The following is a 20,353-nucleotide window of genomic DNA, read 5'->3' as shown; positions in this document are numbered from 1 at the left end:
CCTTAAGATATTTTTGTAATTACAGTACTTGGAGTAATATTGATAGTCATTTCAATAACGCCATTTACTTCTGTTTCATTGATAAATACAGATAACTGACCGTCAAATTTGTATTTTCCAGCGCTACCAAGACCATCATTTCCAAACCAAACTGCATAGTGCTCAGTTTTATTTTCAAGTACCTTTAATTCATCATACTGATCACTGTCGTAATTGGCCGTAAAAGACATTGCCTCAGATGACTGTATACCATTGATAAAAGTCTGCATATCATCATCTAGGGTTGTTGTTTCAAGCTGTTCTCTTTCTCCACCAATTTGTGGTGTCGTTTTAACTGGCAGCAATTGTGTCCATGCTGTGCCGTCCGTACTGTGCATGAGTTTTGTATTATAACTCGAGATAGACATAGTTAAATTCCTCCTATTTTTACATAAAAAAATAAGCAGTCACCTAAACGACTACTTAAAATTAAAAAGTTTTATATTGTATCCCCATCAGCCACCACACGCCTATATCGTGCCACCCAACGAGAGATTGATTTGTCTGTGTTAGCAATTTTAGCCGGGCCAAATAAACATTTGAATCCCATTTGTAACATTGCATCTTTTGCTTTTTTACTAATGTTTTCACATTTCGTATCTTTTGTACTTGTATTATCATATACAGTGATTAATATAACAGGAGTAACAGAACCCTCGTTATTATCCAAATCATAATGTCCACCTGGCATATCCTCCACTGACATATCGCAATACGGAAAGCTTGCAGGAGTATCACCACTTGAATTTTTACCAGTATTAGTGCAAACATCTTGTATTCCATATTTTAATTTCGTGTAGACAACATTTGAACTAAATCCCATGATATCAACTCCTAACTCTTAAATACTTCCCTTGCAATTTTTACTACACTGCTTGCCATTACAAGACTTGCAGTATACATAGGCATAACTGCTTTTGTACCATAACTATGTTTCCATTCTCCATTTTCATCCTGATACCACCAACCGTTAGGGTCGTATGCATGTGTTTGGTCTGGATAAGTTCCAACGCCATAACCAAGTTTTCCTGCTTTTGGATTTTCATTTCCTTGGTTATAAGTGATACCTGCACCAAACTCCAAAAATAGAATAGCTTCGCTTTCAACAACTACTCTCATGCGTGTTATTTGCCCTGTGGAATCGGTCACTACTCGTAGGCTTCCAATCGTTGAACCACTAGCGGTATGGCTTTGAATAATTGCTCTGGCCGTAATTAAGCCAAATTCAGAAAGACGTCTTGCAAAGATTTGAACTTTATTGTTTAACTCTTTTTTGTAAGCTTCTACTTCTTGGATTGCCTTATTAACTTCACTTACGCTTAAACCAAAGGATATTTTTTTTGCCATATCAATCACCCATTCTGTAGCTTTTTAACAGCATACATGATACTGTTCAAGCTTCTTGCCACTTGCACAACTGAATAATCAGCACTATCAATGTCAACCATTCCATCCGTTTTTATAACTGGTTCCGTTTCATACCAAATCTTTGAAGTTTCAGAAATAGGTAAACTCATATCTGTTACGCAAATTGACTTCGTGTAATCAAGGTTTAGTCCAAAAACTTCCTGATCTGCACTTCCTTTTGCTGGTGATATATTTGCTTTAAATTCTAATGGAAGTGAGTAGCCAGACTCATACTCACCAGTTTCAATTGGTACCTGTTCTCCGCCAATATTAATATAGACAATATCTCCGTTTTCGTCTCGTTCATAGACTGGTGCAGATTCAGAGTATGTCGAGTAGTACATTTTTTGTTTATTTCTTTTTAATGAACGCATCTAACACACCCCTTATTGACATTATAATAATTCTGCTTCTTAGTCTTTTTCTGCTCTACAAGAGATAAAATCTTATCTCTGTAGATTTCATCATTGGAAACTCTTGATAGACTTATCAAAAGATAAATTGATAGATGCCCAGGTATTCGCTCATAATGCACCATATCAATTATGTACTTCGCTGTATTAAAACTGTCTAAGTGCGTATGACCGTACTTAAACTCTTTCTTTGTGTTATGAACTATATATCCATCACATGAACGATAGATATTGAATCCAAATTTCGAATATATCATTCTCATAATGCCTGCACCCAACCCCTTGCGTATTTGTGGCATTTAACCCTGCGGCACGATTTGTACCACGTTACCAACTATAAACCAACAATCACCATGTGAAAGTCGGATTCCTTTTCTGCGCATGGCAGATAGGTATTTATGCCCTTAAGGCTCTGTTATTCAACAATGGACCAGTCTTCTGCAAGCATATCGGCTTGACTTGCCAACCAACCTAGTTGAACACCAGACGTACCAACAAATGCTAGTGCTTTATTTCCAATTGCATCATGTTCAGCGTTTACTAATTCGTGTTTTGAATTAATATAACTGATACAGGTTGCCAATTCGACATATTGTTTTTTCCCATTCCAACCTTTACGCGCAACCTTGTGTCCCTCTTTCAAATTTTGAATAGCAGAACCAAAATCAAAAGTATCTTCCACCAAGGAAAAAACATAATCATCAATGTATATTTCATTGCAATTAGCATGATATAAATCATCATCGTAAGTTTTATCAATGTATGCCATCTTTTCAGCTACATTTGGATTGGTAATTACCTCTGTTTCACCAGTCGGCATATGAATAAATAAACACATACATTCAATGCCTTTATCTTTTAATTCCTCATAATTTTTAAGCAATTCTTCTTTCTTTGTCATTATTTAACCTCTTTTCTAATTAATTTCCGCAATAGGAAGAACACCATCAAAGCAATCATTTCTATCTGCAAATGAACGGCTTATACCGTTTTCAGAATGTGAAGTCTGAAATTCACCGCCAACAAGACAAAAATCATAAGCGGCAAGATTCTTGATATTAGAATAGTAACTCTGAATATCCTCTTCAATATAAGTATCCGTTTTACCTTTATATTTCCTTGCCAGCTTTACTTCCCTGATTGCTCCCTTGATTTTAGAAGTCAGGAGAGCAATGTCGGAATCTTCTGTAACTTCTAATTCAATTGTAAGTTCTTCTAAGATTTCATCTATCATTGTCCCCATGCTTCATCACTCCTTATTACATATCTGATCTATTGCTTTGCAGATTTGCCGCTTTTACTCGGTTGTTCTGCGACAGGTTCCTCACTCTCTGCCTTTTCTACTTTTTTATATCCATTGTTCAGAAAGGCGGATGCCTGCCCCTCTGTTTGAACTCTCATTATAATTCCATCTTTTACTAATTCAATCATTAGAATTCACCTCCATTACTAAGCTGATTTGTGAACACCTATAGCCGCTTTCTTTTCATCTAAAACAAATGCATCATAGCGAACACGTCCTTCTACTAACCAACCGGAAATGCCAGGTGCATCCGTATGAATTTTGTATTCCTGCAATTTAACAGGAGAAGGTGTACAAATTGCATTTGTGATGAAGAAATCAACATCAGCCGGAATATACGATGCTGGAACTTTTACAGTTGGAACACCATCAATCTCACCAATCAATCCATTAATAGCAATCTTTGTAGCCATATCACCTACTTTTGTAAATGATTCATCAAGCTTAATCTTATTATGATAAGCTGGAGAACAAATACAAATTCTTCCTCCCTGTGGAGCTAATCCATTATCAAGTAACTCTTGAACTGCTAGAAACTCTTCAAACGCATTTGATTTTGTGGTGGCAATCGTTTTGATATTTGCTGTTTTAGCACCTGCTACAATCGCTGCAAATCTGTACTTATCAACCGATGGAATAATGACTTCATTAATTTGGCGAGATAATGCTTTTCCTGCTTCCATTGTCATTTGAGTATCATCATAAGATGCTCTATCAATGGTAAATGTAAATGATTTATCTTGTGTAATTTTCATTTCCTGAACTTCATTACCTAATTCATCCGGTGTACCATATCTGCTTGAACCGGAACGAGTGTAATCATTTAGTTCAACTGTTGGAATTGAATAAACGTTAACTGTTTCAACACCAATCCAATCAAAGGCATTATTAATAACTCCGTTGGAAAAAGATGCAAGCGTGAATCTTTCATCTACTTGCTGTGAATATTTACTAGCGTAATTTACTGGCATAATTTACATCCTTTCTACCGCTATCTTTTTGCGGTCAGCGACTATCTCTTTTCGATAGCCGGTAAATAATTTTATTTGCTATTAAACCCCTCTAAGAATGGGTCTTTCTTTGAGTCATCATCATTCCCACCCTGTGGAGCTGGTCTGTTTTTAAGCCATTCGGCTTCTTTTTGCTTTACAATAAATTCGGTAGTTTTCTTGATGTTAGAAGTTACCGTATCTTTATCTCCCTCCAATTCAGCTTTAGCTGTAGCCTCTGCCGTTTCAGAATCCATTCCCATTGATGTATAACGCGAACGTGCTTCAATTAGTGCAAGTTTATTTTCAAGTCCTTTTACATATTCTGCGTGTTGCTCTGCCTGTTCCATTTTAGCTTCTGCTTCCTGCTCTTCTGCTGTCTGCATGGAACGAACTGTTTTAGTCAAGTCACCGACCTTTTTCAGTGCATTATCAAGAGCCGCTTTGTCTTTCGCTCTTGCTGCTCTTTCAGCTTTTAAATCAGCCATAACAGATTCAACAGTAATTTCCTGTTCGCCTTGACCTGCACCATCATCTTGATTTTGTTCTCCACCCTCTGCCTGGCTAGTATCCTGTTCGCCACCCTCTGCAAAGAACTGCAATTTGTAAGGAATTTTAGTTTCTAATACGTTTTTTCTCATAATTAGCTACCTCTTTCTGTGTTTTTAAGTCTTCTCTGACATGAATATTTTGTGTTTAAGGTTCTCTCCGTTTTTTAATGTGTTTGGTTATCCGCTTCTCTGCGGAATATATAAAAGACAGTCGATTTTTCGACTGTCCTATTTAACATTACTCCCAAGAATAGGTGAATTATCTGTCTGATCTGAATTATCAGACAATGTCCTATCATTATTTGGCGGATTTTCATTGTTTGTATTATTCAATTTTTCAAATATGGACTTTTGATATGCTTCTATCGTATCTTTGCTGTTCGTATAAACAGCTTCGATATTTGACGTAGCATCAACCATGGCCAGCGCATCACGACCATGAATGCCATGACCGATATATGTAGCAAAAGCATTGGCTTTAGTTGCCATATCGTAAGTCTTGTTACGAATAAATCTTATTTCTATATCACTTGCAGTTAACTTTAACAATTCGCTATCTGCCGGAACATCAGGACTTTTTTTGATTGCTTTTAAAATAACTTTTAATGCCTGCAATTCACTCTGTTCAATAATCAAAGCTTCTTTTGATGCTGAACACTCTGCATCACTCCAACCGCTTGACATGCTCATTGCTGTTCCAGTTGAGCCGCCGCCCGGCTCACTTCTAAGTGGAACGCTACATTTCTGCATAATCACATCACGTCTGTATTTGATGTTTTCTAACATGCCTTGATAATCATATTCAGTTGCTAAAGGCTTGACAAATGGCTGTTTTCCATCTCTGGTAGTTTGAGTGTTTAACCATTCATTAGATTTTGGTGTTATAGAATCTCCATTTTCATCAGTTGGAAGTTCTACGTCATTTAAATGCCAAACAGCCTGTGTACCCTGGTCAACATCATTTGTAAAATCAGAAATAAGAATATTTAAGTTGTCCATGTCACTTATTTGTCGTTCAAAACAGCCCATTCGGTCAGCGCTGCGGTTGTATTCAATAATCGGAATCATTCCCAATGGATTTAATTCTGTATATTGGTTGGCAACCATATAATTATCTTTTTTCTCTCGACTTACAATTTTAACTGCATTGATAATTTCAAATCTTGTATCTTTTGTATAGCAAGTATAATAAGAATTTCCGTTTTCAACAGTTCGGAACGAACATGCCATAACAGGTTTCCTGTAAGCATCATTTGTGTAAACAACAAAAGCAAAAAGAGGATTCAGTATTGAAATATCAAATACTGCTTCCCCGTCTTCGCAATCTCGTTTTATATCAATTAGCCTATAGCCAACTCCGCAAATTTCTATGTATCTTGCTAACTCCTGGTCTTTTGTATTTTTATATTCGCATTTGAGCATATTATTTAACAATGTAATTGCGCTATCTTCTGTATCTTTATTAGAACCTTTTGGATGGTCATTACTGCGCTGGACAAACTCAATGGGATTTCCCCAGTTGTAACCTAATTTAAATTCTGTTATTTGATTTGCAACATTATCACAAACCTTTATATCAATATCAGACCTTACTTTCTTTTCTCTTGTAAGCGGCTGATATCCTGCTTCATAATTTAATAAAAAACGAATCCTATCCGCATTTTGACTATGAGTGATAAGCGCATCCCTAAGAACTTGAAGAATATTGCTTTCATCAATCACACGTTCATCTGTATAAATTCTTTTTCTACCTGTAAAGGAATATTCTTTTTGCTCATCCATGCTCAATCACCACCTAATAGAAAAATGTTTTGCCGCTAATCGTTGAACGCGGCGGCTCTTTACGACTTTTGTAATCGTCATTATCATATTTGAATGACACGATTACACCGCAACCGCTACGAGTACATTTAATTTCTAAATCCCCATTTGTGTAGCATAATTTTTTACTGCAAACAGGGCATCTTATTTCTTTCATTTTCTTTTTTGACATTCCGTCACCTCATTTATTGACACGCAAAAAGAGCCGCCTACATTTAGTAAACGACTCATTCGCACCATAATCTGAAAGGAAAGTACATTTTATGAAACTTATCTACGATATCATATTAACATATTACCTTGTTGCATGTGTTGCATCTTCTATTGACTTCAAAAACTTATCTATTTTTCTTGAAATACTGCTCTTATCATAATTTAATTCTTCTCCGATTTTTTCCATTGACATATTATCAATATATTTCATTTGCATTATAGTTTTCATCTCCAAATCAGCAATACCCTCTAAAAACAGTTCAATTTCAAGCTTCATATCCTCATATAACCGCTCATTTCCCTTAATGTCAATTAGAAGCTGGCTAATTATTTTTTGTCTTTCTTCGTCTGATTTTATATTTGGTCCTGTCACAACAAAGTGACATTGCGCATATGGAAAATTGGGCATTGAACCAGTTACAACACCGTATTCTGACTTAATGGGATTCTTTTTATAATATTCATATTTCCGCCTCAGCCTCTTAATTTGCGATTCCAAATATGTATACTGTGCTAAATATTCTGATGTAATATTCATAATCAATCGCTCTCCTTTAATCTATCTTGCATATGGGTTTTTCATAATAATTGCTACGCTTGGCGTTGAATCTGCATAGCTACATAAGTATGCCAGCATATCAGGTCCATCTTCATGCGGATTTTTTCCTAAAACCTTATAGGAATAAACATTACTCATAAGTTTTGAGTAATCCTTATCTCTCTTACTATCTTTCAAAAAGTAAATATCTCTGATTTCTGGCGCCCTATCCATAATTCTATTTTGCTTACTCTTTGTAGTTGGAGCATAGGAACCTATCATGTTGTGCCTATAGCCTTTTTCCTTTAAGAGCCTTTCTATATCATCTTTAAAACCCTCACCACCGTTGTTATATTCCCAAAAACTACGCTTAACTTGATGTTTTAAAATCATCTGAACAATTCGAGGTTGAGTAATATTCTTTTCACTGTTATCAAAAATACAATCAACAAGATACTTTTCCTCTCCATAAATATATAAAATTCCAAATGCCAAGAAGTCGGGACCACCAAAAGCAATGTCACACGCTGCAACAATATTATCTGGTTCCCCTGCAGGAAGAACACCATTGTAAAATCTCATAAATTCCGGTGTAAATAATGCACCTGCTCTTTCAATTGGTTCTTGCTGATACTGTGCTAACCAACTGGCCGTATCTTCGTTTCTTTCAAACTTAGCTCTGATTTGCTTATAATGCTCTGTATTAAATCCAACATTGTAATCATAATCAAAATTGCTTTCTTCATTTTCATCTAAAGCCGGAATTTTTACAACTTCCCACCGTATATATTGCGCGCTTTTATCATTTGTTAAGAACTCAATTCTATTTGAATATGGATCTTGCAAGCTCCATATTGTTCCCATCCACAACCTTTTCGCTCCTGATTTTGCTCTTGGAATATAGTTATTGTCAACAATGGCTTGTTTCCTTTTCAAAATTTCGGGATTCATTGCATCTTGAATACCCTCTAACAAATCATCACCAATTTCAATTCCATTACAGTCACACAAACCATTTAGCCCTGATGTTAAACCCTTTGCGGTAATACTCTTGTATTTTTTCTTTCTGCCAACATCAATCATATTTCCTTTTGAATCTGTACCAACTATTTTAAAGTCTGGGAATATTTCTTTATGTAGGTATGTTGGGTCTGACATTAGCTCTAAACAACCGTCATAAAATGCACCTGCAACACTATCTGCGTAGGAACAATATAAGTTGCTCTTTTCAGGGAATCGACTTGAATACCAACAAAGAAATTCTGTAACTAATTGAGTCTTTCCGACTCTACCAGGCATATGAATAAACAATTCGTCAAGTTCATCATCTGCAAGTGCCTGCAATTTATCTACCAATACTTTTAAAGTTTTTCTTCTTGGCAAATAAAATCGTTCCTTAGACTCCCTATTTTTCTCCAAGTAAATACAATAACTATCAAAATCATAGGGAGCCAATAGCAAAAGTGACTTATAATACAAATCCATGAATCTAACATCTTTTCGGGAACCAATTGCGGCCTGTCTTTTTACAAACTTAGATTCTTTAATAGCAAGTTCTAAATCATCATTCTTTACCGCTATACACATGTCCATAAGCATGCTAAGATTCTTGTATTGGCTTAGATCAATCTTATGTAATTTTTCAATTATTTGTCTATTTTTTTCTATATCGCCCATAAATACCACCCTTTTAAAATGGCACTCATAGGCGCTCAATAGTTATTTAATTATGATTGTGAAATTCATCAATGATTTTCATTACCATTGTTCTTCCAATACATCTTGAAAAACAAAGAATAAGTTCTTTATTTTCTTCTTTTGCTTTTTGATATTTCAACAATATCTCTTTTTGAAACTTATTCAACTCTTGATTAGGACAAACTCTTTTCGCAAATTCTATTATATCCATATCATCACTCTTTCTTAAATCCTTGAAAATCAGCAAATCCAAGTGAGCCATCCTTACAACGATGTTTTTCTGTTAGATGTAGCAGGTAATTTCTTCCACTAGCATATGATCTTAATTGAAAATCCGAAATAATCTTTTCAATGTTATCTGAATATATTTCTATCTTTGGAAGTGGAAATTTCTTACCACATAAACAACATTTATAAATTGCCTTGTATGTATCACTCATTTTAACAATCCCCCTTTTAACGGAAAGAATGGGATTCGAACCCATGCGCCGTAATTTAGTACACGGCATCACTTTATTTATTTAACCAATTGTTATCTAAATAATAGAATCCAGATACCAAACATGTCATTAACATAATCCATGCTATCCAAAATAATATTGTTCCAACTCTAACTTCCAAATACTTTACTGTTTCCTGAATTGACATATTATCATAAAACTTTGAATTGTCAGATATTGTATTATCTTTTAGTTGTGTAAAAATCGTTCCTGTATATTTTGTTTGACAACCATATAACTTATATCTTATATATTTCGATTCTTTAACAGTTTTTATATATTTAGAATCAGGAGTTTTAATCTTGTTATAATCAAATTCAACACCAAGAAACTTAATTCTATTTGAGTGAATATTTTCTGAATCAACTCTATCCCAAGTCCAATATGTTTCAGTTGTTGTCCATGATGTTTTACCATTTGAGTGATGAACAATTCTTGTATGTTTTGTATATTTTTCTTTTACTTTCTCAAGATACAAATATTCTCCTGTTATTTCAGGATAAGATACTGTGTCAACTGCTTCAAAATCTCCATAAACAAAAGCATTACCAACATTAGTTTCCATTCCATACTGAAACAAATCGTTTGATTCAATCTTTAGTGATTTATTATATTTCTCATTTTCATCTAATTCATAGTCAGAAATTTTAGAGCTTATCCAAAATCCAATTACTAACATAATAGCAATAATCGAAATACTCACTACAATTTCTCGCTTTGTTATCTCCATAACTTAATCCTCAAATAAATCTTGTGGTGCATCGTCTGAAACATCGTATTGCAAATATGTATAAACAACACTTTCATAATCAAGCATACTCAAAAATTGATTATTAGGAAATTTACGAACATATCTGTTATATTCTTTAATCTGCTTATTATAATTACTCCGATACTCTGCAATCATATTTTCCGTTATACTCAGTTCATTCATTAGCTGCTTATAATTATCACTTGATTTCAAATCCGGATAAGCTTCAGCTGTGGCCGCAATCAAAGTTGTAACTTCTGAAATATCTCCATCACTGGAACCCCTAGCATCCACAACGTCTTTCAGTGTGCTGTATTCGTGCTTATCATATTCTTTTACAGTATCAACTAAGTTATAAAGCAAATCGACACGTCTTTTTTCTTGTACCTTAATATCTGAATCTGCCGTCTTTATCTGCTCTTCAAGTGAAATTGCCCTGTTTTGAACTCCGTTGACCGCAAATACACACATAAGTATTACGACCAAAACTCCTGCAATTGATATCAATATCATTTTTCCATTTTTCATTATCCTAACTCTCCTCTTGTCTTATTTCAAAATCTTCAAACCCAACGCTTAAAGAACCTCTTGAATTATCCTGCAAGTAACAAATTGAAACTCGTTTTTGCTCAATATGTAATTCTGTTATTTCGTGCGTATCAAATTCTAAATACTTGTTTCCAACTTTAACAATAAAAGTACAATTACTTAACCGCATTTAATTTCCCCTTTTCAATACCACCATATCAAATATGTGTTTATAAGTGTAAGAACTGCCAGTGAGTAGAAAAACCAATGTTGATTATTCTTACAATCCTTCGAATTTCCAAACCATATGTACAACAGTGCAAGTATAATATTTAAAATTGTTACTGATATTGCTATTAACTTCATAAAATCACCCCAGTCTATGTATTTTCTCAAAATCTACATCGTTGAGAATCTGATACAATTCACGAATAACCTTTGCGTCATATAAAGCATTGTGCTTATCACCTTGTACTTTATTTTCTTTGTAATGCTGATACAAAATATCCTCTCTTGACTTATCAAAAGCTTCTTTCATGGAAATTCCATACTTTCTTGCGATATCTTGATTAATATCATAGCAAGCATGAGCAACATTATTTGGCATATTGAAAGCTGTTGCAAATAAATCTATTAGCAAAACCATATCGTAATGGCAAACATCAGACACTAACTCTACCTCTTCAAACTGGACTAACCAATTATCTAATGATTTCCCAATTTCCTGTTTTGCACCAATATGATAATTTGGAATATATGTCCCTCTTTTTTCCCTCCAGTCAGTCTTTCTCAAATGCTTAATCACATTTTCTTTTATCCATGTATCGCAATGATTTTCATTGTAATCAATTAATTCTGCGTAGAACTGTCTTCTATCTTCCGAAATCAATCCAATACTAATCAGCGTAGTATTTTTATGTAATCCTGTAAATTCTGTATCAAAAAATATTTTCATTGCTTTTCCCTCCTATGTATCCACTTGATATTATAAAGGAGTGGATTTCGACCCCCTTTAATTTACAAACCAGCTTTTTCAGCTTTATATTTTGCGAACATATCTTGTGCTATCTTAGCAGCTTTATTACGGTCCTTTTCAGTTGTGACAACTTTAATCATATATTTATTGTCTGCATATCCATTTTTATTTTCTCTAACTTCGTTTTTTTCTCCATTTACAGCTAAACTGCCTTGTACATTTTCCCAGTAGTCATTGAATTTTCCATTAAACGTAAATGTATATTTAGGATATATCAATGATAAGTCAATATTTTCATTGAGGTTTTCCAATTCGCAAACTTCGTAATTCTCGTGTGGATATTTATCATTCATAAATTGGCAATATTTTTCTGCCTGTAATTTATCCGTAAAAAATCCTACTATATTCCAATCTGAATATTCGCCAGTTCCAATTCCATAAACTTTATCCACTTAGAACTACCTCCATTCTCAAATTTAACCGTGTGCAATTCGATACGGTTAGTTATATGGCAAATCGCTATCGAAATTCAAAGATACTGATTGCCGCTTTTTAAATAACTTCAGAAATCTAAAGTTCCAAAATATAAACCATTTATCACGAACCTTGCCGCACTCATGGCAATAATCTTCTTAGACTGCAACTGAAAATAGTTTATTTTGATATCTCTCTGCCAGACAAATTCCTTGTCTTGCATGAAAATGTTTTTCAAAGCATTTTTTATTTGTCATGGTGTCAGCTCCTTTTTTATTTTTTGAGAAAGTTTAGAACACGTCCTCATATTTCAAAATCTGATATTCTTCCGGCACACATGAGTGGCATAGAAGAAAACGTTTTATTTTCAAAATATTTTCAGCCTTATTACTTTCAATCAGCCACCTATCATCATCAAACAAAATTAACTGGTCGATACGTACCGCACGACGAGAGCTTAATAAGTTAGTATTTGTGATAGGGATTATCTTGGTCTCATCTGCAAGTTTTAAAAACTCTTTTTTATGCTGTTCGACCTGTTCCTCATTGTCACAGGCTAAATCATGTAAACCCCTGAATGATAAGTCTGTGTTATATCCAAGGATTCCAATGGTTAACGGCTTAAGTTGTTCAATTTTATTCAATACTCTACACGCCCCTTCTATCCATTACACCGCCATGAATCTTTCTCTAGTTATTTGATGTTGGGAATCCAATAAGGGCAAGCCATAGCCTTACATGTGATCTAGGCTTAATATTTAGACTAACTTCACAACTACTTGACGGCATTTCGAAATCTTTATTGCTAGTCGCTTCGGTATCATTTGAGTTTAGTGTTAGTTCCGGTATTCCTGAAAGTTCAATTTCTTCTCCTGTTTCGCTGATTAAACAAATTTTCATTTTGTCTATATTTTCACCCATGCTGGTCACTCCTTTCGCAATATATCTTTTAGCTTAGTTGGCAGCAATATATCAATACAATCTTGTATACCTTGCAAATAAGCTGACTGCATATCTACATCATTCGGATATTTTTCATCATAGTGATATGACAGGTCTTCAATACGTTTTATTAAATCGCCCTCGTATCTAAGCTGAACTAAATTGTTAAAACATTTATCGCATATATCAACCTTTACCCAACTGATTATTGGTAAAACATTTGTGCAGTCGGTCATAAGCTTTCGTTCTTTGATTTTAAAATGCCTTTTTGGATTTCTATTCCGCATATGTCGCAAACACATTTATTCATAATTTCTTGTACCCCTTTACCATCTTCAATTTTGTAAAACTCTCATATTCTTCTTTGGTCATTAAACATCTTGTTGGAGCTAATACATATATTTCAGTGATTTCAGCAGAAACAAGCATTAATTTTTCATTCAGTAATTTTATGTATTCAAAGTTGTTATCTTTTCCCTCTGTGTAATATGCTTTTTGCAATTCACTAAAAAATAAATCTCTTGTACTGTATAAAAATGCTAGTCTGGATTTTTGATTTTCAGTAAATTCATATTCTGTTTTCATAGATACCTACTTTCTGTTGTTTGGCTAGAAAAGGTCTTTTTGTTTTTGGGGGGAATTTCGGGGACTCACTACCCCTCTGCGGCACTTTCCACACAGACCCCCGTACCGGTCTTTCTGTAAAAATACTTTATGCTTTGTTGCAAAAATAGACCCTACTCTAATTTAACACTTGAAACACTTCATTTATTGTAAAATATAGGTTGTTTTACATGTTTATTTTACATTTTGTAAACGTAGTTATAGACTTATACTTTACATTATGTTATAATATCCATAACAAACACATACGGAAAGGATTGATATAATGAATATCGCATATGTTAGAGTATCTACAGTAGAACAAAACGAAGCACGACAGGTTGAAGCTTTAAACAAACATAATATTGATAAATGGTTTACGGAAAAGGTATCAGCTAAGGACACCAAGCGCATACAGTTGCAGGCTATGTTAGAGTTCGCTCGTGAGGGTGATTCAATCTATGTACATGACTTTAGCCGTCTTGCTCGTAGCACTAAGGACTTGCTTGACATAGTCGAGATGCTTAATGCAAAAGGTGTTAATCTTGTAAGCAACAAAGAAAATCTTGACACCAGTACACCAACTGGAAAACTTATGCTTACAATGATTGGTGCTATCAACGAATTTGAGCGTACAAACTTGTTGGAGCGTCAGCGTGAGGGAATCGCAATAGCTAAGTTACAAGGCAAATTCAAAGGACGGCAAGCTAAAGAAATACAAGGCTTTGACGAACAGTACAAGCGATATAAGAACCGTGAAATTAACAAGGTTCAATTAGCCACTGAACTTAATATCACTCGCCCAACACTGGATAAACTTATCAAGGAACACGAAACAAACAACTAAGCACTAACTCCAAAGCATCAGGCATTCGCTTGGTGCTATTTTAATGCCTTATTCCATGTCAATTGGTATGTCGCTCTCAATCTGTTTTGCTATCTCGTCAGGTGTATGACCTGCTTCTAGGTTATTATTTGGTGTAATCGTGATATCCTGCTTATCCTGCATGCCATAATAGTTCTTTGCTCGAAACATGTAAAGGATTGGATTATCCACTCCTTCTACTGCCAAAAGTTCATCATATTCCGCTATAAATTGCTTGGCTTTTTTAATCAATGCCGAATAAGCATTACCCAGTTTTCCGTCTCTTGCTCCATTCTCCCAGTCATTAAGAGTACTATAGACAGTTCCAAGGCTTGCAGCTAGTCCTCTTATAGTCGGTCTAAGGTTGGCTTCTGCACAGTCCTTGAAATACTCTTCAATCAAAAAGGCAGCTTCTTCCGTACTCTCAAACTTTGGTACGCCTCTCTTACTTGTGATATTCCATAGACGGTTAAATAGATCCGCTTTAATCTTTGCTTTCTCTGAATCAGTTTCTTTAATAGACATATTAACAGGATTAGGGTTTTTAACTGTACTCTTAACAATGTCTTTTATATTATCTTCAATACCACTACTCTTTGTATTACTCATACTCTTACTCACCTCAATGCTATAAAAAAATAATAAATATATTAATAGTTCCGCTCTTTGTAATAATTAATTTTGTGCTCCGTTTTCCAGTATAACTTTAAGCTCTAAAAGTTTTTCTAATACTTGTTTATTATGTTCCCCTAACTCACGCTGTTTACCTGTAGTAGCCATCTTGAGAGGTGATATATAATTTAATTGTTCCTCATATACTTCTTTAACTTCTGCAATTTCCTCATCTGTTATTTTTAGAACATTTCTGCATATTCCATAAATTTTATTCTGCATCTTGCTTTCCTCCTAATTTATCAATGTTATTTACTGTCTTATCTATGTAATTTACAAGCTGTCTTGCTAATACTCCGTAGCGGATGTATACTTCCTCTTTCGTCTTTGAACCCTCGTTAGCAGCCAAGAGAAGAACTTTATTTGCTATCGCTCCAACATCCGCTACAATTGTCTTTTCTCTTCCGTCCATCTGCATAATTTCAACTATTCCGTTTTCTGATTTTACCTCTAGCACAATTCCTCACCTCACAATCTATTTTCAAACAACAAAAAGACCCAAACACGCAAAAAGCGAACCGGATATAGCACTTGATCTTGCTATGTAATTCTCCGTATTCCCTCGTTCGTGTTTGAGCCTTATAGTCTCAAAAAGTTTATTTAATTGTCTTTATAATACAACAGTACTTACAAGATTGTCAATCCCCAGATATTTATTAATTATCTTAATATCTTTTTTATAAATACCCTCTCTAAGAATATTCTTTAGTTCGACTGTATTATCTTCAATTACTGGCATATTATTAAATGCTACTTGCTTTTCAACATCTAATTTTCTAAATTCCTCGTCAGACATATCCAAAACTTCTCCAAGGTCGTATTTTTCATTTACTGTATTAGCTTCAATCATAGCATACACTTCACCAATTCCGTCAACAAAACCGTTGCTCTGTTCCTCTGTCATATCAAGCAACTTTATAAATAAATCGTTCAGCTCTTCATCCTCAAAGTAACGATAAAATTTCCACCATCCAATTTGAGTCTTATCATAATCATCTTCGTGATTTGGATTGTATCGCTTCATTTCCATTTTTTCATCATCCTTTCCTGCAAAAACACAATATATATTTTGTTTTATATCTTGTTTTATATCTTGTTTATCTTGTGCATGTGATTGCGTGCCTGTACATGCATCTAATTGCATGCTACTACATGCATGTGATTGCGTGCCTGTACATGCATCTAATTGCATGCCTGTTATCGTTTTGCATGCGTCTAATACATCTACACTCCACTCATTGTAATTTTTATTAAATTTCAAAGTACGTGGACTAGTAAAAGTTGATGCTCTTATTACTTGAATCATGTTACAATCTATTAAGTTGTTAATTTCTTTGTTAATCACCTGTCTGGTAGAACTGACTGCTTTAGCTATAAAAGAATCTGATATCTCGGCTTCTTTTCTGCTGAATCCGTATGTATACCGCCATAATGCTAAAATAATTTTAAACTGCGTACCATTCAGTTTCAACTTATAAACATGCTCTAGCAGCTCATTTGCAACCGGAGTATATCCATTTTCTTTTTGTGGATTTGCCATGGTATCACCTCACTTTCTTTTTTACAAACCCTATTTTAAGTTCATACCCTAACAAATCAGCTATCTTCCGTAATTCTGATTCTCTGAAATCATCGTATTTTAATTTATAATTTAAATTTTGTGGTGTAGTCTCTAATAATTTAGCCAATGCCGATACAGACATGTTACTATTTTTAACCAACAAAATTCTTATCTCTTCTGCCATTCCCATGATATCACCTCGCTCTATTTTATTATAAAGTATATACTTGCCATTTACAATAAATTTATTTATATTTTAAAATATTTATTTTATTCATTTAATAAGAATTACTAATTATATATCACCATATTTATTAATTATTTTCATGAGTGAATATGGTGAACAACTAAAAAAATACCGCATCCAATTATGAATACGATAATTTTAAGTATTATTCATTTTTTATCATCTTCTCTATGTATTGCCTTACCTTAAAATCTTCTTCATCCGTAAGTGAATAGACTCTATCACTTCTCATAGTAAAATCAAAACCTGTTCCTTCAATTTTTATTCCGCAACTTTTTAAATATCGTTCAATTTCTTCAGCGCTTTTGGTTAGAAGTAAACATGTATTGTCAATATTAGTTAGTTTATGATACCTCCCCAATTCGTTATCTTTATTGTATTCATCAAGAAGTTGCTGCAACTTTTCATCAGATAATAATTTAATTTTTTCCAGATCTAAAACTGTATCATCATTTAATAGTTTATTTTGACTTTCAAAAAATATCCCAACCCTATCATCATCCTCAATCAGTTCTTCTATTGTATCAAAATAATCTGTTGTAAAATGCATTCCTTCTTCAAATAGTCCTTCTTTAATATCTGTATATCCCTTATAAATTCTTCTCATTGTAATTTAATTCCTTCCTATATGATATTATTGTTAATACAAAGTTAATTATAGTGTGCAATATTTAAATTTAATTGTCAACAGCGGCTTTCCAGCATTTTAAATATTAATATGTTCTTCTTAAAAAAGCACCTAGAAATAATTCTAAGCGCTTTAGTAAAATTTTTATTCATTGTAAACATGATTCATCATATCAACGATTTCGCTTACAACCACATTTCTTGTTAATGCCTCACATAATATCTTAGTAAATTCTTTTTTATCAACTGCAAAATCAACTTTTCCCCAAATACCAACGCTACAGTCAAAAGCTATGTAGTCTACAATTTTGTGTAGCTCTTTCTTAGTTCCCTCAAAATCATCATATACTTTATTTTCCATAATCCTTTACCTTTTTCAGCTATCTATTATATAATAGCCTTGCCTTTCTTATTTGGGTGCTGGTCATGTTCGTTGGTAGCGGTGTGATCAGCTTTTATTATTTAGCCTATCTTCATCAGAGCCGGGCGGCTAGTCCTCGGCTGACGCTCATAAGAGTGTTTCGACTCTTCTCTATTTCATGTAGAACGTGGAATACATATAATTCCCGTTATCATCTTGAACTATTTTTACCTCTGCAATATTTTCAAGTGCTTTCGACATTGAACTGCCGTAAGTTCCTTTTATGTAAAGACCCGATTTTTCAGCCATTTCAAAGAAACAATTTGTTTCAATTCCTTTTGCGAACTTTGGAATTTTTCCAAATGTTGATTTTATAAAATTCTCGCACCATTCAACTTTTATATTCTTTGTCTTTTTCATTTCTACTTACCTCCGATTTCTTTATTTGTTATACTTATATTATCACTTTAAAAAGTGATTGTCAATACTATTTATAACTTTTTTTAGTGATATTTTATTGACTTGTTTTTATATGTGTAGTATGTTGTATTTAGATGAAATCAATAGGAGGCTTGAACAATGATAAAATATAAAATAAATGTCGCTGATGCTTTGGAACGTGCAGGGATAAATATGTACATTGCAAAAAGAACAAAGATACTAAGCCAAGATACTTTAAAGAAAATTAAAAATGAAGATACAAATATATCACTTGAAACTATAAACAGAATTTGCGCTATTTTGGATTTACAACCGAAGGATTTAATTGTATACGAGGAAGATGAAAAAGAAAGAGAAGAACTCTTTAAATATTTCAATTAATACTTGACTGTAACTTTTAAAAGTGATATAATTAACTTATCTTAAAGAAAGGAGAACAATCCAGTGGGTAAGAAACAAAAGAGGAAAAAAGAAAAGCTATCAACTTTATCATTAAAGCCATGGTCGCCACCGCCGCTTTAATTACTGCAATCGCAGAGTTAGTAAAAGCTTTCAAATAGTCACAGGGGAGAGAAATCTCCCCTACCTAAAATAATATTACCACATTGGATTTAAATTGTAAAATGAAAAAACTATCGTTTGAAACACTATTTTTAATATTTGCTTTGATACTGGCGATTACTACTGACTGGACTGTTTACTCCTGCGTATTTGCCATTCTAGCGTCAATTTTTATGCTAATTGATGTTATTCCTAAACTATGGAGGTATGGACGTGAAATTAAAAGAAATAAGGACTAGCAAGGGGCTTTCTGTACCTCAACTAGTCGAATTAAGTGGAGTACCAAGACGCACGATCCAAGACATAGAGAAAAATAATAATTGCAAGGTTGATACCGCTTTAAAACTGGCGGATGCCTTGCACGTTACACTTGATGAATTATGCAGGGATTAAGGTAGCTTATGGCTGCCTTTTCTTTTTTCTAAACAAGCGCTTAAATTTATTTAAATAAAACTTATATGTTCGTTTTGGAGGAATATTAGTTTTGTCTTTTAATTTACACCACTTTATTGATTCAGATATAATTTGCTTATATATGGTTATTTGTTCTTTTTCCTTTTCAATAAACTTTCTTCTATCTTCTCCATTTCTAACTAAAATATTTATACTATCATCTAATATTAGATATTTGTCAAGCAAATTTATTATGTCTTTTCTATGATTATTTATTTCTGTTATTATAATACCCTGGCATTTGCTTAGCTTAATTCTTTCACTTTTGGAAGGAAAATTATAAGTAGCATCTTTTATGCGTCTAACGCTATTTACCCTATCATTCTTTTCTTTTCAATTGATTTAGTCATTAATTCGTTAAATACTTTATTTGCATAATCATTTATAGCTTTCATATAATCAATTTTATCAAAATTATTATCTCTTATTCGTAAAAATATTGTTACAATTAAGCCTAAAACAAAACCTATAAACGCACCAATAATTGTCCAAAAAATTGTAGTTGGATCCCACATCTATTTTACCTCCCTATTCTAAAATGATTATTTAATTGCATTAACTCTTATCTTAATACCTAATCAATAAGCTAGCAATTGTAGCAATTACAACCACTATAGTTAATATAGTCATAGTCTTTGTATATAACAACATTTGATTATTAATTTTCTGTGCCTGTTCATTTATTTGTTCTTGTTTTTTAATAAAATATATTTGTTGCCAAGTTGATAATGCTTCTGCCGTGTACCTAGCTACATCATTATAATTTTCAGCTACTTCTTGCAAACTCATTTTTTCGATATCTTCAATTTTTCGGCTCAT

37 protein-coding genes and 1 other RNA gene are annotated in these 20,353 nt (G+C 33.5%); 3 read left to right on the top strand and 35 right to left on the bottom strand.

Translation table 11 applies throughout. The features are described 5' to 3' along the window. Nucleotides 1–2: 2 nt before the first annotated feature. The 24 genes from C8E03_RS15155 to C8E03_RS15040 all read right to left on the bottom strand — a co-directional run bounded on the left by C8E03_RS15155 (nt 3) and on the right by C8E03_RS15040 (nt 13,728). Complete coding sequence (locus tag C8E03_RS15155) at nt 3–407, bottom strand: phage tail tube protein (RefSeq protein WP_110291458.1); 405 nt, start codon at nt 405–407, stop codon at nt 3–5. 71 nt (nt 408–478) lie between these two features. After that, nucleotides 479–862 (bottom strand): hypothetical protein, encoded by a 384-nt coding sequence (locus tag C8E03_RS15150; protein WP_110291457.1) that lies wholly within the window; start codon nt 860–862, stop codon nt 479–481. An 11-nt stretch (nt 863–873) separates the two neighbouring features. Next, nucleotides 874–1,386 (bottom strand): hypothetical protein, encoded by a 513-nt coding sequence (locus tag C8E03_RS15145; protein ID WP_110291455.1) that lies wholly within the window; start codon nt 1,384–1,386, stop codon nt 874–876. A gap of 5 nt (nt 1,387–1,391) precedes the next feature. Next, nucleotides 1,392–1,820: a hypothetical protein gene (locus tag C8E03_RS15140; RefSeq protein ID WP_110291453.1), complete on the bottom strand. Its 429-nt coding sequence runs from the start codon at nt 1,818–1,820 to the stop codon at nt 1,392–1,394. After that, a complete protein-coding gene (locus C8E03_RS15135) occupies nt 1,808–2,158 on the bottom strand; it encodes a hypothetical protein (protein ID WP_110291452.1) in 351 nt (116 codons plus the stop codon). The genes C8E03_RS15140 and C8E03_RS15135 overlap by 13 nt, the downstream gene beginning before the upstream one ends. Before the next feature lie 116 nt (nt 2,159–2,274). Then, entirely contained in the window at nt 2,275–2,760 is a 486-nt protein-coding gene (locus C8E03_RS15130; RefSeq protein ID WP_242993576.1) for a DUF2829 domain-containing protein, read from the bottom strand. Nucleotides 2,761–2,775: 15 nt separating this feature from the next. Then, nucleotides 2,776–3,102 carry a hypothetical protein gene (locus C8E03_RS15125; protein WP_110291450.1) on the bottom strand — a complete coding sequence of 109 codons (327 nt, stop codon included), beginning with the start codon at nt 3,100–3,102 and terminating at the stop codon, nt 2,776–2,778. A gap of 29 nt (nt 3,103–3,131) precedes the next feature. After that, nucleotides 3,132–3,290: a hypothetical protein gene (locus C8E03_RS22025; protein ID WP_170123015.1), complete on the bottom strand. Its 159-nt coding sequence runs from the start codon at nt 3,288–3,290 to the stop codon at nt 3,132–3,134. Between the two features lie 18 nt (nt 3,291–3,308). Next, a complete protein-coding gene (locus C8E03_RS15120; protein ID WP_110291449.1) occupies nt 3,309–4,133 on the bottom strand; it encodes a N4-gp56 family major capsid protein in 825 nt (274 codons plus the stop codon). A gap of 71 nt (nt 4,134–4,204) precedes the next feature. Next, a complete protein-coding gene (locus C8E03_RS15115) occupies nt 4,205–4,792 on the bottom strand; it encodes a hypothetical protein (protein ID WP_110291448.1) in 588 nt (195 codons plus the stop codon). A 138-nt stretch (nt 4,793–4,930) separates the two neighbouring features. Next, a complete protein-coding gene (locus C8E03_RS15110) occupies nt 4,931–6,484 on the bottom strand; it encodes a phage portal protein (RefSeq protein ID WP_110291447.1) in 1,554 nt (517 codons plus the stop codon). A gap of 334 nt (nt 6,485–6,818) precedes the next feature. After that, on the bottom strand, nt 6,819–7,274 hold the full coding sequence (locus C8E03_RS15100; RefSeq protein WP_242993574.1) for a DUF1492 domain-containing protein: 456 nt from the start codon (nt 7,272–7,274) through the stop codon (nt 6,819–6,821). A gap of 21 nt (nt 7,275–7,295) precedes the next feature. After that, nucleotides 7,296–8,951: a phage terminase large subunit gene (gene terL, locus C8E03_RS15095; RefSeq protein ID WP_110291444.1), complete on the bottom strand. Its 1,656-nt coding sequence runs from the start codon at nt 8,949–8,951 to the stop codon at nt 7,296–7,298. Nucleotides 8,952–8,997: 46 nt separating this feature from the next. Then, nucleotides 8,998–9,225: a hypothetical protein gene (locus C8E03_RS15090; protein WP_146212333.1), complete on the bottom strand. Its 228-nt coding sequence runs from the start codon at nt 9,223–9,225 to the stop codon at nt 8,998–9,000. Then, entirely contained in the window at nt 9,188–9,412 is a 225-nt protein-coding gene (locus C8E03_RS15085) for a hypothetical protein (RefSeq protein WP_110291442.1), read from the bottom strand. The genes C8E03_RS15090 and C8E03_RS15085 overlap by 38 nt, the downstream gene beginning before the upstream one ends. Nucleotides 9,413–9,485: 73 nt before the next feature. After that, a complete protein-coding gene (locus tag C8E03_RS15080; protein WP_110291441.1) occupies nt 9,486–10,202 on the bottom strand; it encodes a hypothetical protein in 717 nt (238 codons plus the stop codon). Between the two features lie 3 nt (nt 10,203–10,205). Then, a complete protein-coding gene (locus C8E03_RS15075) occupies nt 10,206–10,751 on the bottom strand; it encodes a LemA family protein (protein ID WP_110291440.1) in 546 nt (181 codons plus the stop codon). Nucleotides 10,752–10,755: 4 nt separating this feature from the next. Beyond that, a complete protein-coding gene (locus tag C8E03_RS15070; RefSeq protein ID WP_110291439.1) occupies nt 10,756–10,941 on the bottom strand; it encodes a hypothetical protein in 186 nt (61 codons plus the stop codon). Nucleotides 10,942–11,121: 180 nt separating this feature from the next. Next, the gene (locus tag C8E03_RS15065) at nt 11,122–11,706 is read right to left on the bottom strand and encodes a 3'-5' exoribonuclease domain-containing protein (RefSeq protein WP_110291438.1); all 585 of its coding nucleotides are present in this window, start codon (nt 11,704–11,706) and stop codon (nt 11,122–11,124) included. A 62-nt stretch (nt 11,707–11,768) separates the two neighbouring features. Continuing rightward, nucleotides 11,769–12,179 carry a hypothetical protein gene (locus tag C8E03_RS15060; protein ID WP_110291437.1) on the bottom strand — a complete coding sequence of 137 codons (411 nt, stop codon included), beginning with the start codon at nt 12,177–12,179 and terminating at the stop codon, nt 11,769–11,771. Nucleotides 12,180–12,491: 312 nt separating this feature from the next. Continuing rightward, entirely contained in the window at nt 12,492–12,845 is a 354-nt protein-coding gene (locus C8E03_RS15055; protein WP_110291436.1) for a hypothetical protein, read from the bottom strand. Between the two features lie 46 nt (nt 12,846–12,891). After that, nucleotides 12,892–13,122, bottom strand: a complete 231-nt coding sequence (locus tag C8E03_RS15050; protein WP_110291435.1) for a hypothetical protein — start codon at nt 13,120–13,122, stop codon at nt 12,892–12,894. Nucleotides 13,123–13,127: 5 nt separating this feature from the next. Beyond that, on the bottom strand, nt 13,128–13,430 hold the full coding sequence (locus C8E03_RS15045) for a hypothetical protein (protein WP_110291434.1): 303 nt from the start codon (nt 13,428–13,430) through the stop codon (nt 13,128–13,130). 19 nt (nt 13,431–13,449) lie between these two features. Then, nucleotides 13,450–13,728, bottom strand: coding sequence for a hypothetical protein (locus C8E03_RS15040; protein ID WP_110291433.1), 279 nt, complete (start codon nt 13,726–13,728; stop codon nt 13,450–13,452). Nucleotides 13,729–14,032: 304 nt separating this feature from the next. Between C8E03_RS15040 and C8E03_RS15035 the strand changes: the two genes are divergently transcribed. Then, nucleotides 14,033–14,593 (top strand): recombinase family protein, encoded by a 561-nt coding sequence (locus C8E03_RS15035; protein ID WP_110291432.1) that lies wholly within the window; start codon nt 14,033–14,035, stop codon nt 14,591–14,593. A gap of 48 nt (nt 14,594–14,641) precedes the next feature. On the opposite strand, the gene C8E03_RS15030 is transcribed toward C8E03_RS15035, so the two are convergent. The 9 genes from C8E03_RS15030 to C8E03_RS14990 form a co-directional block, all read right to left on the bottom strand. Further along, on the bottom strand, nt 14,642–15,220 hold the full coding sequence (locus C8E03_RS15030; protein WP_110291431.1) for a terminase small subunit: 579 nt from the start codon (nt 15,218–15,220) through the stop codon (nt 14,642–14,644). Between the two features lie 66 nt (nt 15,221–15,286). Beyond that, on the bottom strand, nt 15,287–15,505 hold the full coding sequence (locus tag C8E03_RS15025; protein ID WP_110291430.1) for a hypothetical protein: 219 nt from the start codon (nt 15,503–15,505) through the stop codon (nt 15,287–15,289). Beyond that, on the bottom strand, nt 15,495–15,740 hold the full coding sequence (locus C8E03_RS15020; protein WP_110291429.1) for a hypothetical protein: 246 nt from the start codon (nt 15,738–15,740) through the stop codon (nt 15,495–15,497). Before C8E03_RS15020 ends, C8E03_RS15025 begins: the two co-directional genes overlap by 11 nt. Before the next feature lie 153 nt (nt 15,741–15,893). Further along, the gene (locus tag C8E03_RS15015; protein ID WP_110291428.1) at nt 15,894–16,823 is read right to left on the bottom strand and encodes a replication protein; all 930 of its coding nucleotides are present in this window, start codon (nt 16,821–16,823) and stop codon (nt 15,894–15,896) included. Nucleotides 16,824–16,827: 4 nt separating this feature from the next. After that, nucleotides 16,828–17,034 carry a transcriptional regulator gene (locus tag C8E03_RS15010; protein WP_110291427.1) on the bottom strand — a complete coding sequence of 69 codons (207 nt, stop codon included), beginning with the start codon at nt 17,032–17,034 and terminating at the stop codon, nt 16,828–16,830. A 202-nt stretch (nt 17,035–17,236) separates the two neighbouring features. Then, a complete protein-coding gene (locus tag C8E03_RS15005; RefSeq protein ID WP_110291426.1) occupies nt 17,237–17,698 on the bottom strand; it encodes a hypothetical protein in 462 nt (153 codons plus the stop codon). A 165-nt stretch (nt 17,699–17,863) separates the two neighbouring features. Continuing rightward, nucleotides 17,864–18,079 (bottom strand): hypothetical protein, encoded by a 216-nt coding sequence (locus C8E03_RS15000; RefSeq protein ID WP_110291425.1) that lies wholly within the window; start codon nt 18,077–18,079, stop codon nt 17,864–17,866. Between the two features lie 100 nt (nt 18,080–18,179). Beyond that, nucleotides 18,180–18,245: hammerhead ribozyme type II (locus tag C8E03_RS14995), an RNA gene on the bottom strand. Nucleotides 18,246–18,250: 5 nt separating this feature from the next. After that, a complete protein-coding gene (locus C8E03_RS14990) occupies nt 18,251–18,499 on the bottom strand; it encodes an ATP--guanido phosphotransferase (RefSeq protein WP_110291424.1) in 249 nt (82 codons plus the stop codon). 159 nt (nt 18,500–18,658) lie between these two features. Between C8E03_RS14990 and C8E03_RS14985 the strand changes: the two genes are divergently transcribed. After that, the gene (locus tag C8E03_RS14985; protein WP_110291423.1) at nt 18,659–18,901 is read left to right on the top strand and encodes a helix-turn-helix domain-containing protein; all 243 of its coding nucleotides are present in this window, start codon (nt 18,659–18,661) and stop codon (nt 18,899–18,901) included. 387 nt (nt 18,902–19,288) lie between these two features. Then, on the top strand, nt 19,289–19,474 hold the full coding sequence (locus C8E03_RS14980; RefSeq protein WP_242993572.1) for a helix-turn-helix transcriptional regulator: 186 nt from the start codon (nt 19,289–19,291) through the stop codon (nt 19,472–19,474). A gap of 371 nt (nt 19,475–19,845) precedes the next feature. Here the strand turns inward: C8E03_RS14980 and C8E03_RS14970 are convergent, their stop codons facing one another. Next, nucleotides 19,846–20,049: a hypothetical protein gene (locus C8E03_RS14970; RefSeq protein ID WP_110291420.1), complete on the bottom strand. Its 204-nt coding sequence runs from the start codon at nt 20,047–20,049 to the stop codon at nt 19,846–19,848. Nucleotides 20,050–20,101: 52 nt separating this feature from the next. Further along, nucleotides 20,102–20,353: a hypothetical protein gene (locus C8E03_RS14965; protein WP_110291419.1), complete on the bottom strand. Its 252-nt coding sequence runs from the start codon at nt 20,351–20,353 to the stop codon at nt 20,102–20,104.

The organism is Lachnotalea glycerini, from assembly GCF_003201285.1.
GTDB lineage: Bacteria > Bacillota > Clostridia > Lachnospirales > Lachnospiraceae > Lachnotalea > Lachnotalea glycerini.
The sequence above is the reverse complement of the archived record's forward strand: the minus strand, read 5'-3'. Positions and strand labels throughout refer to the sequence as shown.

Excerpts from the sequence above, each read along its gene's own strand:
- C8E03_RS15065 (WP_110291438.1), bottom strand. The coding sequence starts at position 11,706 with ATGAAAATATTTTTTGATACAGAATTTACAGGATTACATAAAAATACT.
- C8E03_RS15085 (WP_110291442.1), bottom strand. The coding sequence starts at position 9,412 with ATGAGTGATACATACAAGGCAATTTATAAATGTTGTTTATGTGGTAAG.
- C8E03_RS15015 (WP_110291428.1), bottom strand. The coding sequence starts at position 16,823 with ATGGCAAATCCACAAAAAGAAAATGGATATACTCCGGTTGCAAATGAG.
- C8E03_RS15035 (WP_110291432.1), top strand. The coding sequence starts at position 14,033 with ATGAATATCGCATATGTTAGAGTATCTACAGTAGAACAAAACGAAGCA.
- C8E03_RS15100 (WP_242993574.1), bottom strand. The coding sequence starts at position 7,274 with ATGAATATTACATCAGAATATTTAGCACAGTATACATATTTGGAATCG.
- C8E03_RS15150 (WP_110291457.1), bottom strand. The coding sequence starts at position 862 with ATGGGATTTAGTTCAAATGTTGTCTACACGAAATTAAAATATGGAATA.
- C8E03_RS15130 (WP_242993576.1), bottom strand. The coding sequence starts at position 2,760 with ATGACAAAGAAAGAAGAATTGCTTAAAAATTATGAGGAATTAAAAGAT.
- C8E03_RS15155 (WP_110291458.1), bottom strand. The coding sequence starts at position 407 with ATGTCTATCTCGAGTTATAATACAAAACTCATGCACAGTACGGACGGC.
- C8E03_RS14990 (WP_110291424.1), bottom strand. The coding sequence starts at position 18,499 with ATGAAAAAGACAAAGAATATAAAAGTTGAATGGTGCGAGAATTTTATA.
- C8E03_RS15010 (WP_110291427.1), bottom strand. The coding sequence starts at position 17,034 with ATGGGAATGGCAGAAGAGATAAGAATTTTGTTGGTTAAAAATAGTAAC.
- C8E03_RS15140 (WP_110291453.1), bottom strand. The coding sequence starts at position 1,820 with ATGCGTTCATTAAAAAGAAATAAACAAAAAATGTACTACTCGACATAC.
- C8E03_RS15135 (WP_110291452.1), bottom strand. The coding sequence starts at position 2,158 with ATGCCACAAATACGCAAGGGGTTGGGTGCAGGCATTATGAGAATGATA.
- C8E03_RS15030 (WP_110291431.1), bottom strand. The coding sequence starts at position 15,220 with ATGAGTAATACAAAGAGTAGTGGTATTGAAGATAATATAAAAGACATT.
- C8E03_RS15000 (WP_110291425.1), bottom strand. The coding sequence starts at position 18,079 with ATGGAAAATAAAGTATATGATGATTTTGAGGGAACTAAGAAAGAGCTA.
- C8E03_RS14985 (WP_110291423.1), top strand. The coding sequence starts at position 18,659 with ATGATAAAATATAAAATAAATGTCGCTGATGCTTTGGAACGTGCAGGG.
- C8E03_RS14980 (WP_242993572.1), top strand. The coding sequence starts at position 19,289 with ATGGACGTGAAATTAAAAGAAATAAGGACTAGCAAGGGGCTTTCTGTA.
- C8E03_RS15025 (WP_110291430.1), bottom strand. The coding sequence starts at position 15,505 with ATGCAGAATAAAATTTATGGAATATGCAGAAATGTTCTAAAAATAACA.
- C8E03_RS15005 (WP_110291426.1), bottom strand. The coding sequence starts at position 17,698 with ATGAGAAGAATTTATAAGGGATATACAGATATTAAAGAAGGACTATTT.
- C8E03_RS15110 (WP_110291447.1), bottom strand. The coding sequence starts at position 6,484 with ATGGATGAGCAAAAAGAATATTCCTTTACAGGTAGAAAAAGAATTTAT.
- C8E03_RS15070 (WP_110291439.1), bottom strand. The coding sequence starts at position 10,941 with ATGCGGTTAAGTAATTGTACTTTTATTGTTAAAGTTGGAAACAAGTAT.
- C8E03_RS15045 (WP_110291434.1), bottom strand. The coding sequence starts at position 13,430 with ATGCGGAATAGAAATCCAAAAAGGCATTTTAAAATCAAAGAACGAAAG.
- C8E03_RS14965 (WP_110291419.1), bottom strand. The coding sequence starts at position 20,353 with ATGAGCCGAAAAATTGAAGATATCGAAAAAATGAGTTTGCAAGAAGTA.
- C8E03_RS15120 (WP_110291449.1), bottom strand. The coding sequence starts at position 4,133 with ATGCCAGTAAATTACGCTAGTAAATATTCACAGCAAGTAGATGAAAGA.
- C8E03_RS15075 (WP_110291440.1), bottom strand. The coding sequence starts at position 10,751 with ATGAAAAATGGAAAAATGATATTGATATCAATTGCAGGAGTTTTGGTC.
- C8E03_RS22025 (WP_170123015.1), bottom strand. The coding sequence starts at position 3,290 with ATGATTGAATTAGTAAAAGATGGAATTATAATGAGAGTTCAAACAGAG.
- C8E03_RS15050 (WP_110291435.1), bottom strand. The coding sequence starts at position 13,122 with ATGGGTGAAAATATAGACAAAATGAAAATTTGTTTAATCAGCGAAACA.
- C8E03_RS14970 (WP_110291420.1), bottom strand. The coding sequence starts at position 20,049 with ATGTGGGATCCAACTACAATTTTTTGGACAATTATTGGTGCGTTTATA.
- C8E03_RS15145 (WP_110291455.1), bottom strand. The coding sequence starts at position 1,386 with ATGGCAAAAAAAATATCCTTTGGTTTAAGCGTAAGTGAAGTTAATAAG.
- terL (WP_110291444.1), bottom strand. The coding sequence starts at position 8,951 with ATGGGCGATATAGAAAAAAATAGACAAATAATTGAAAAATTACATAAG.
- C8E03_RS15080 (WP_110291441.1), bottom strand. The coding sequence starts at position 10,202 with ATGGAGATAACAAAGCGAGAAATTGTAGTGAGTATTTCGATTATTGCT.
- C8E03_RS15125 (WP_110291450.1), bottom strand. The coding sequence starts at position 3,102 with ATGGGGACAATGATAGATGAAATCTTAGAAGAACTTACAATTGAATTA.
- C8E03_RS15040 (WP_110291433.1), bottom strand. The coding sequence starts at position 13,728 with ATGAAAACAGAATATGAATTTACTGAAAATCAAAAATCCAGACTAGCA.
- C8E03_RS15115 (WP_110291448.1), bottom strand. The coding sequence starts at position 4,792 with ATGAGAAAAAACGTATTAGAAACTAAAATTCCTTACAAATTGCAGTTC.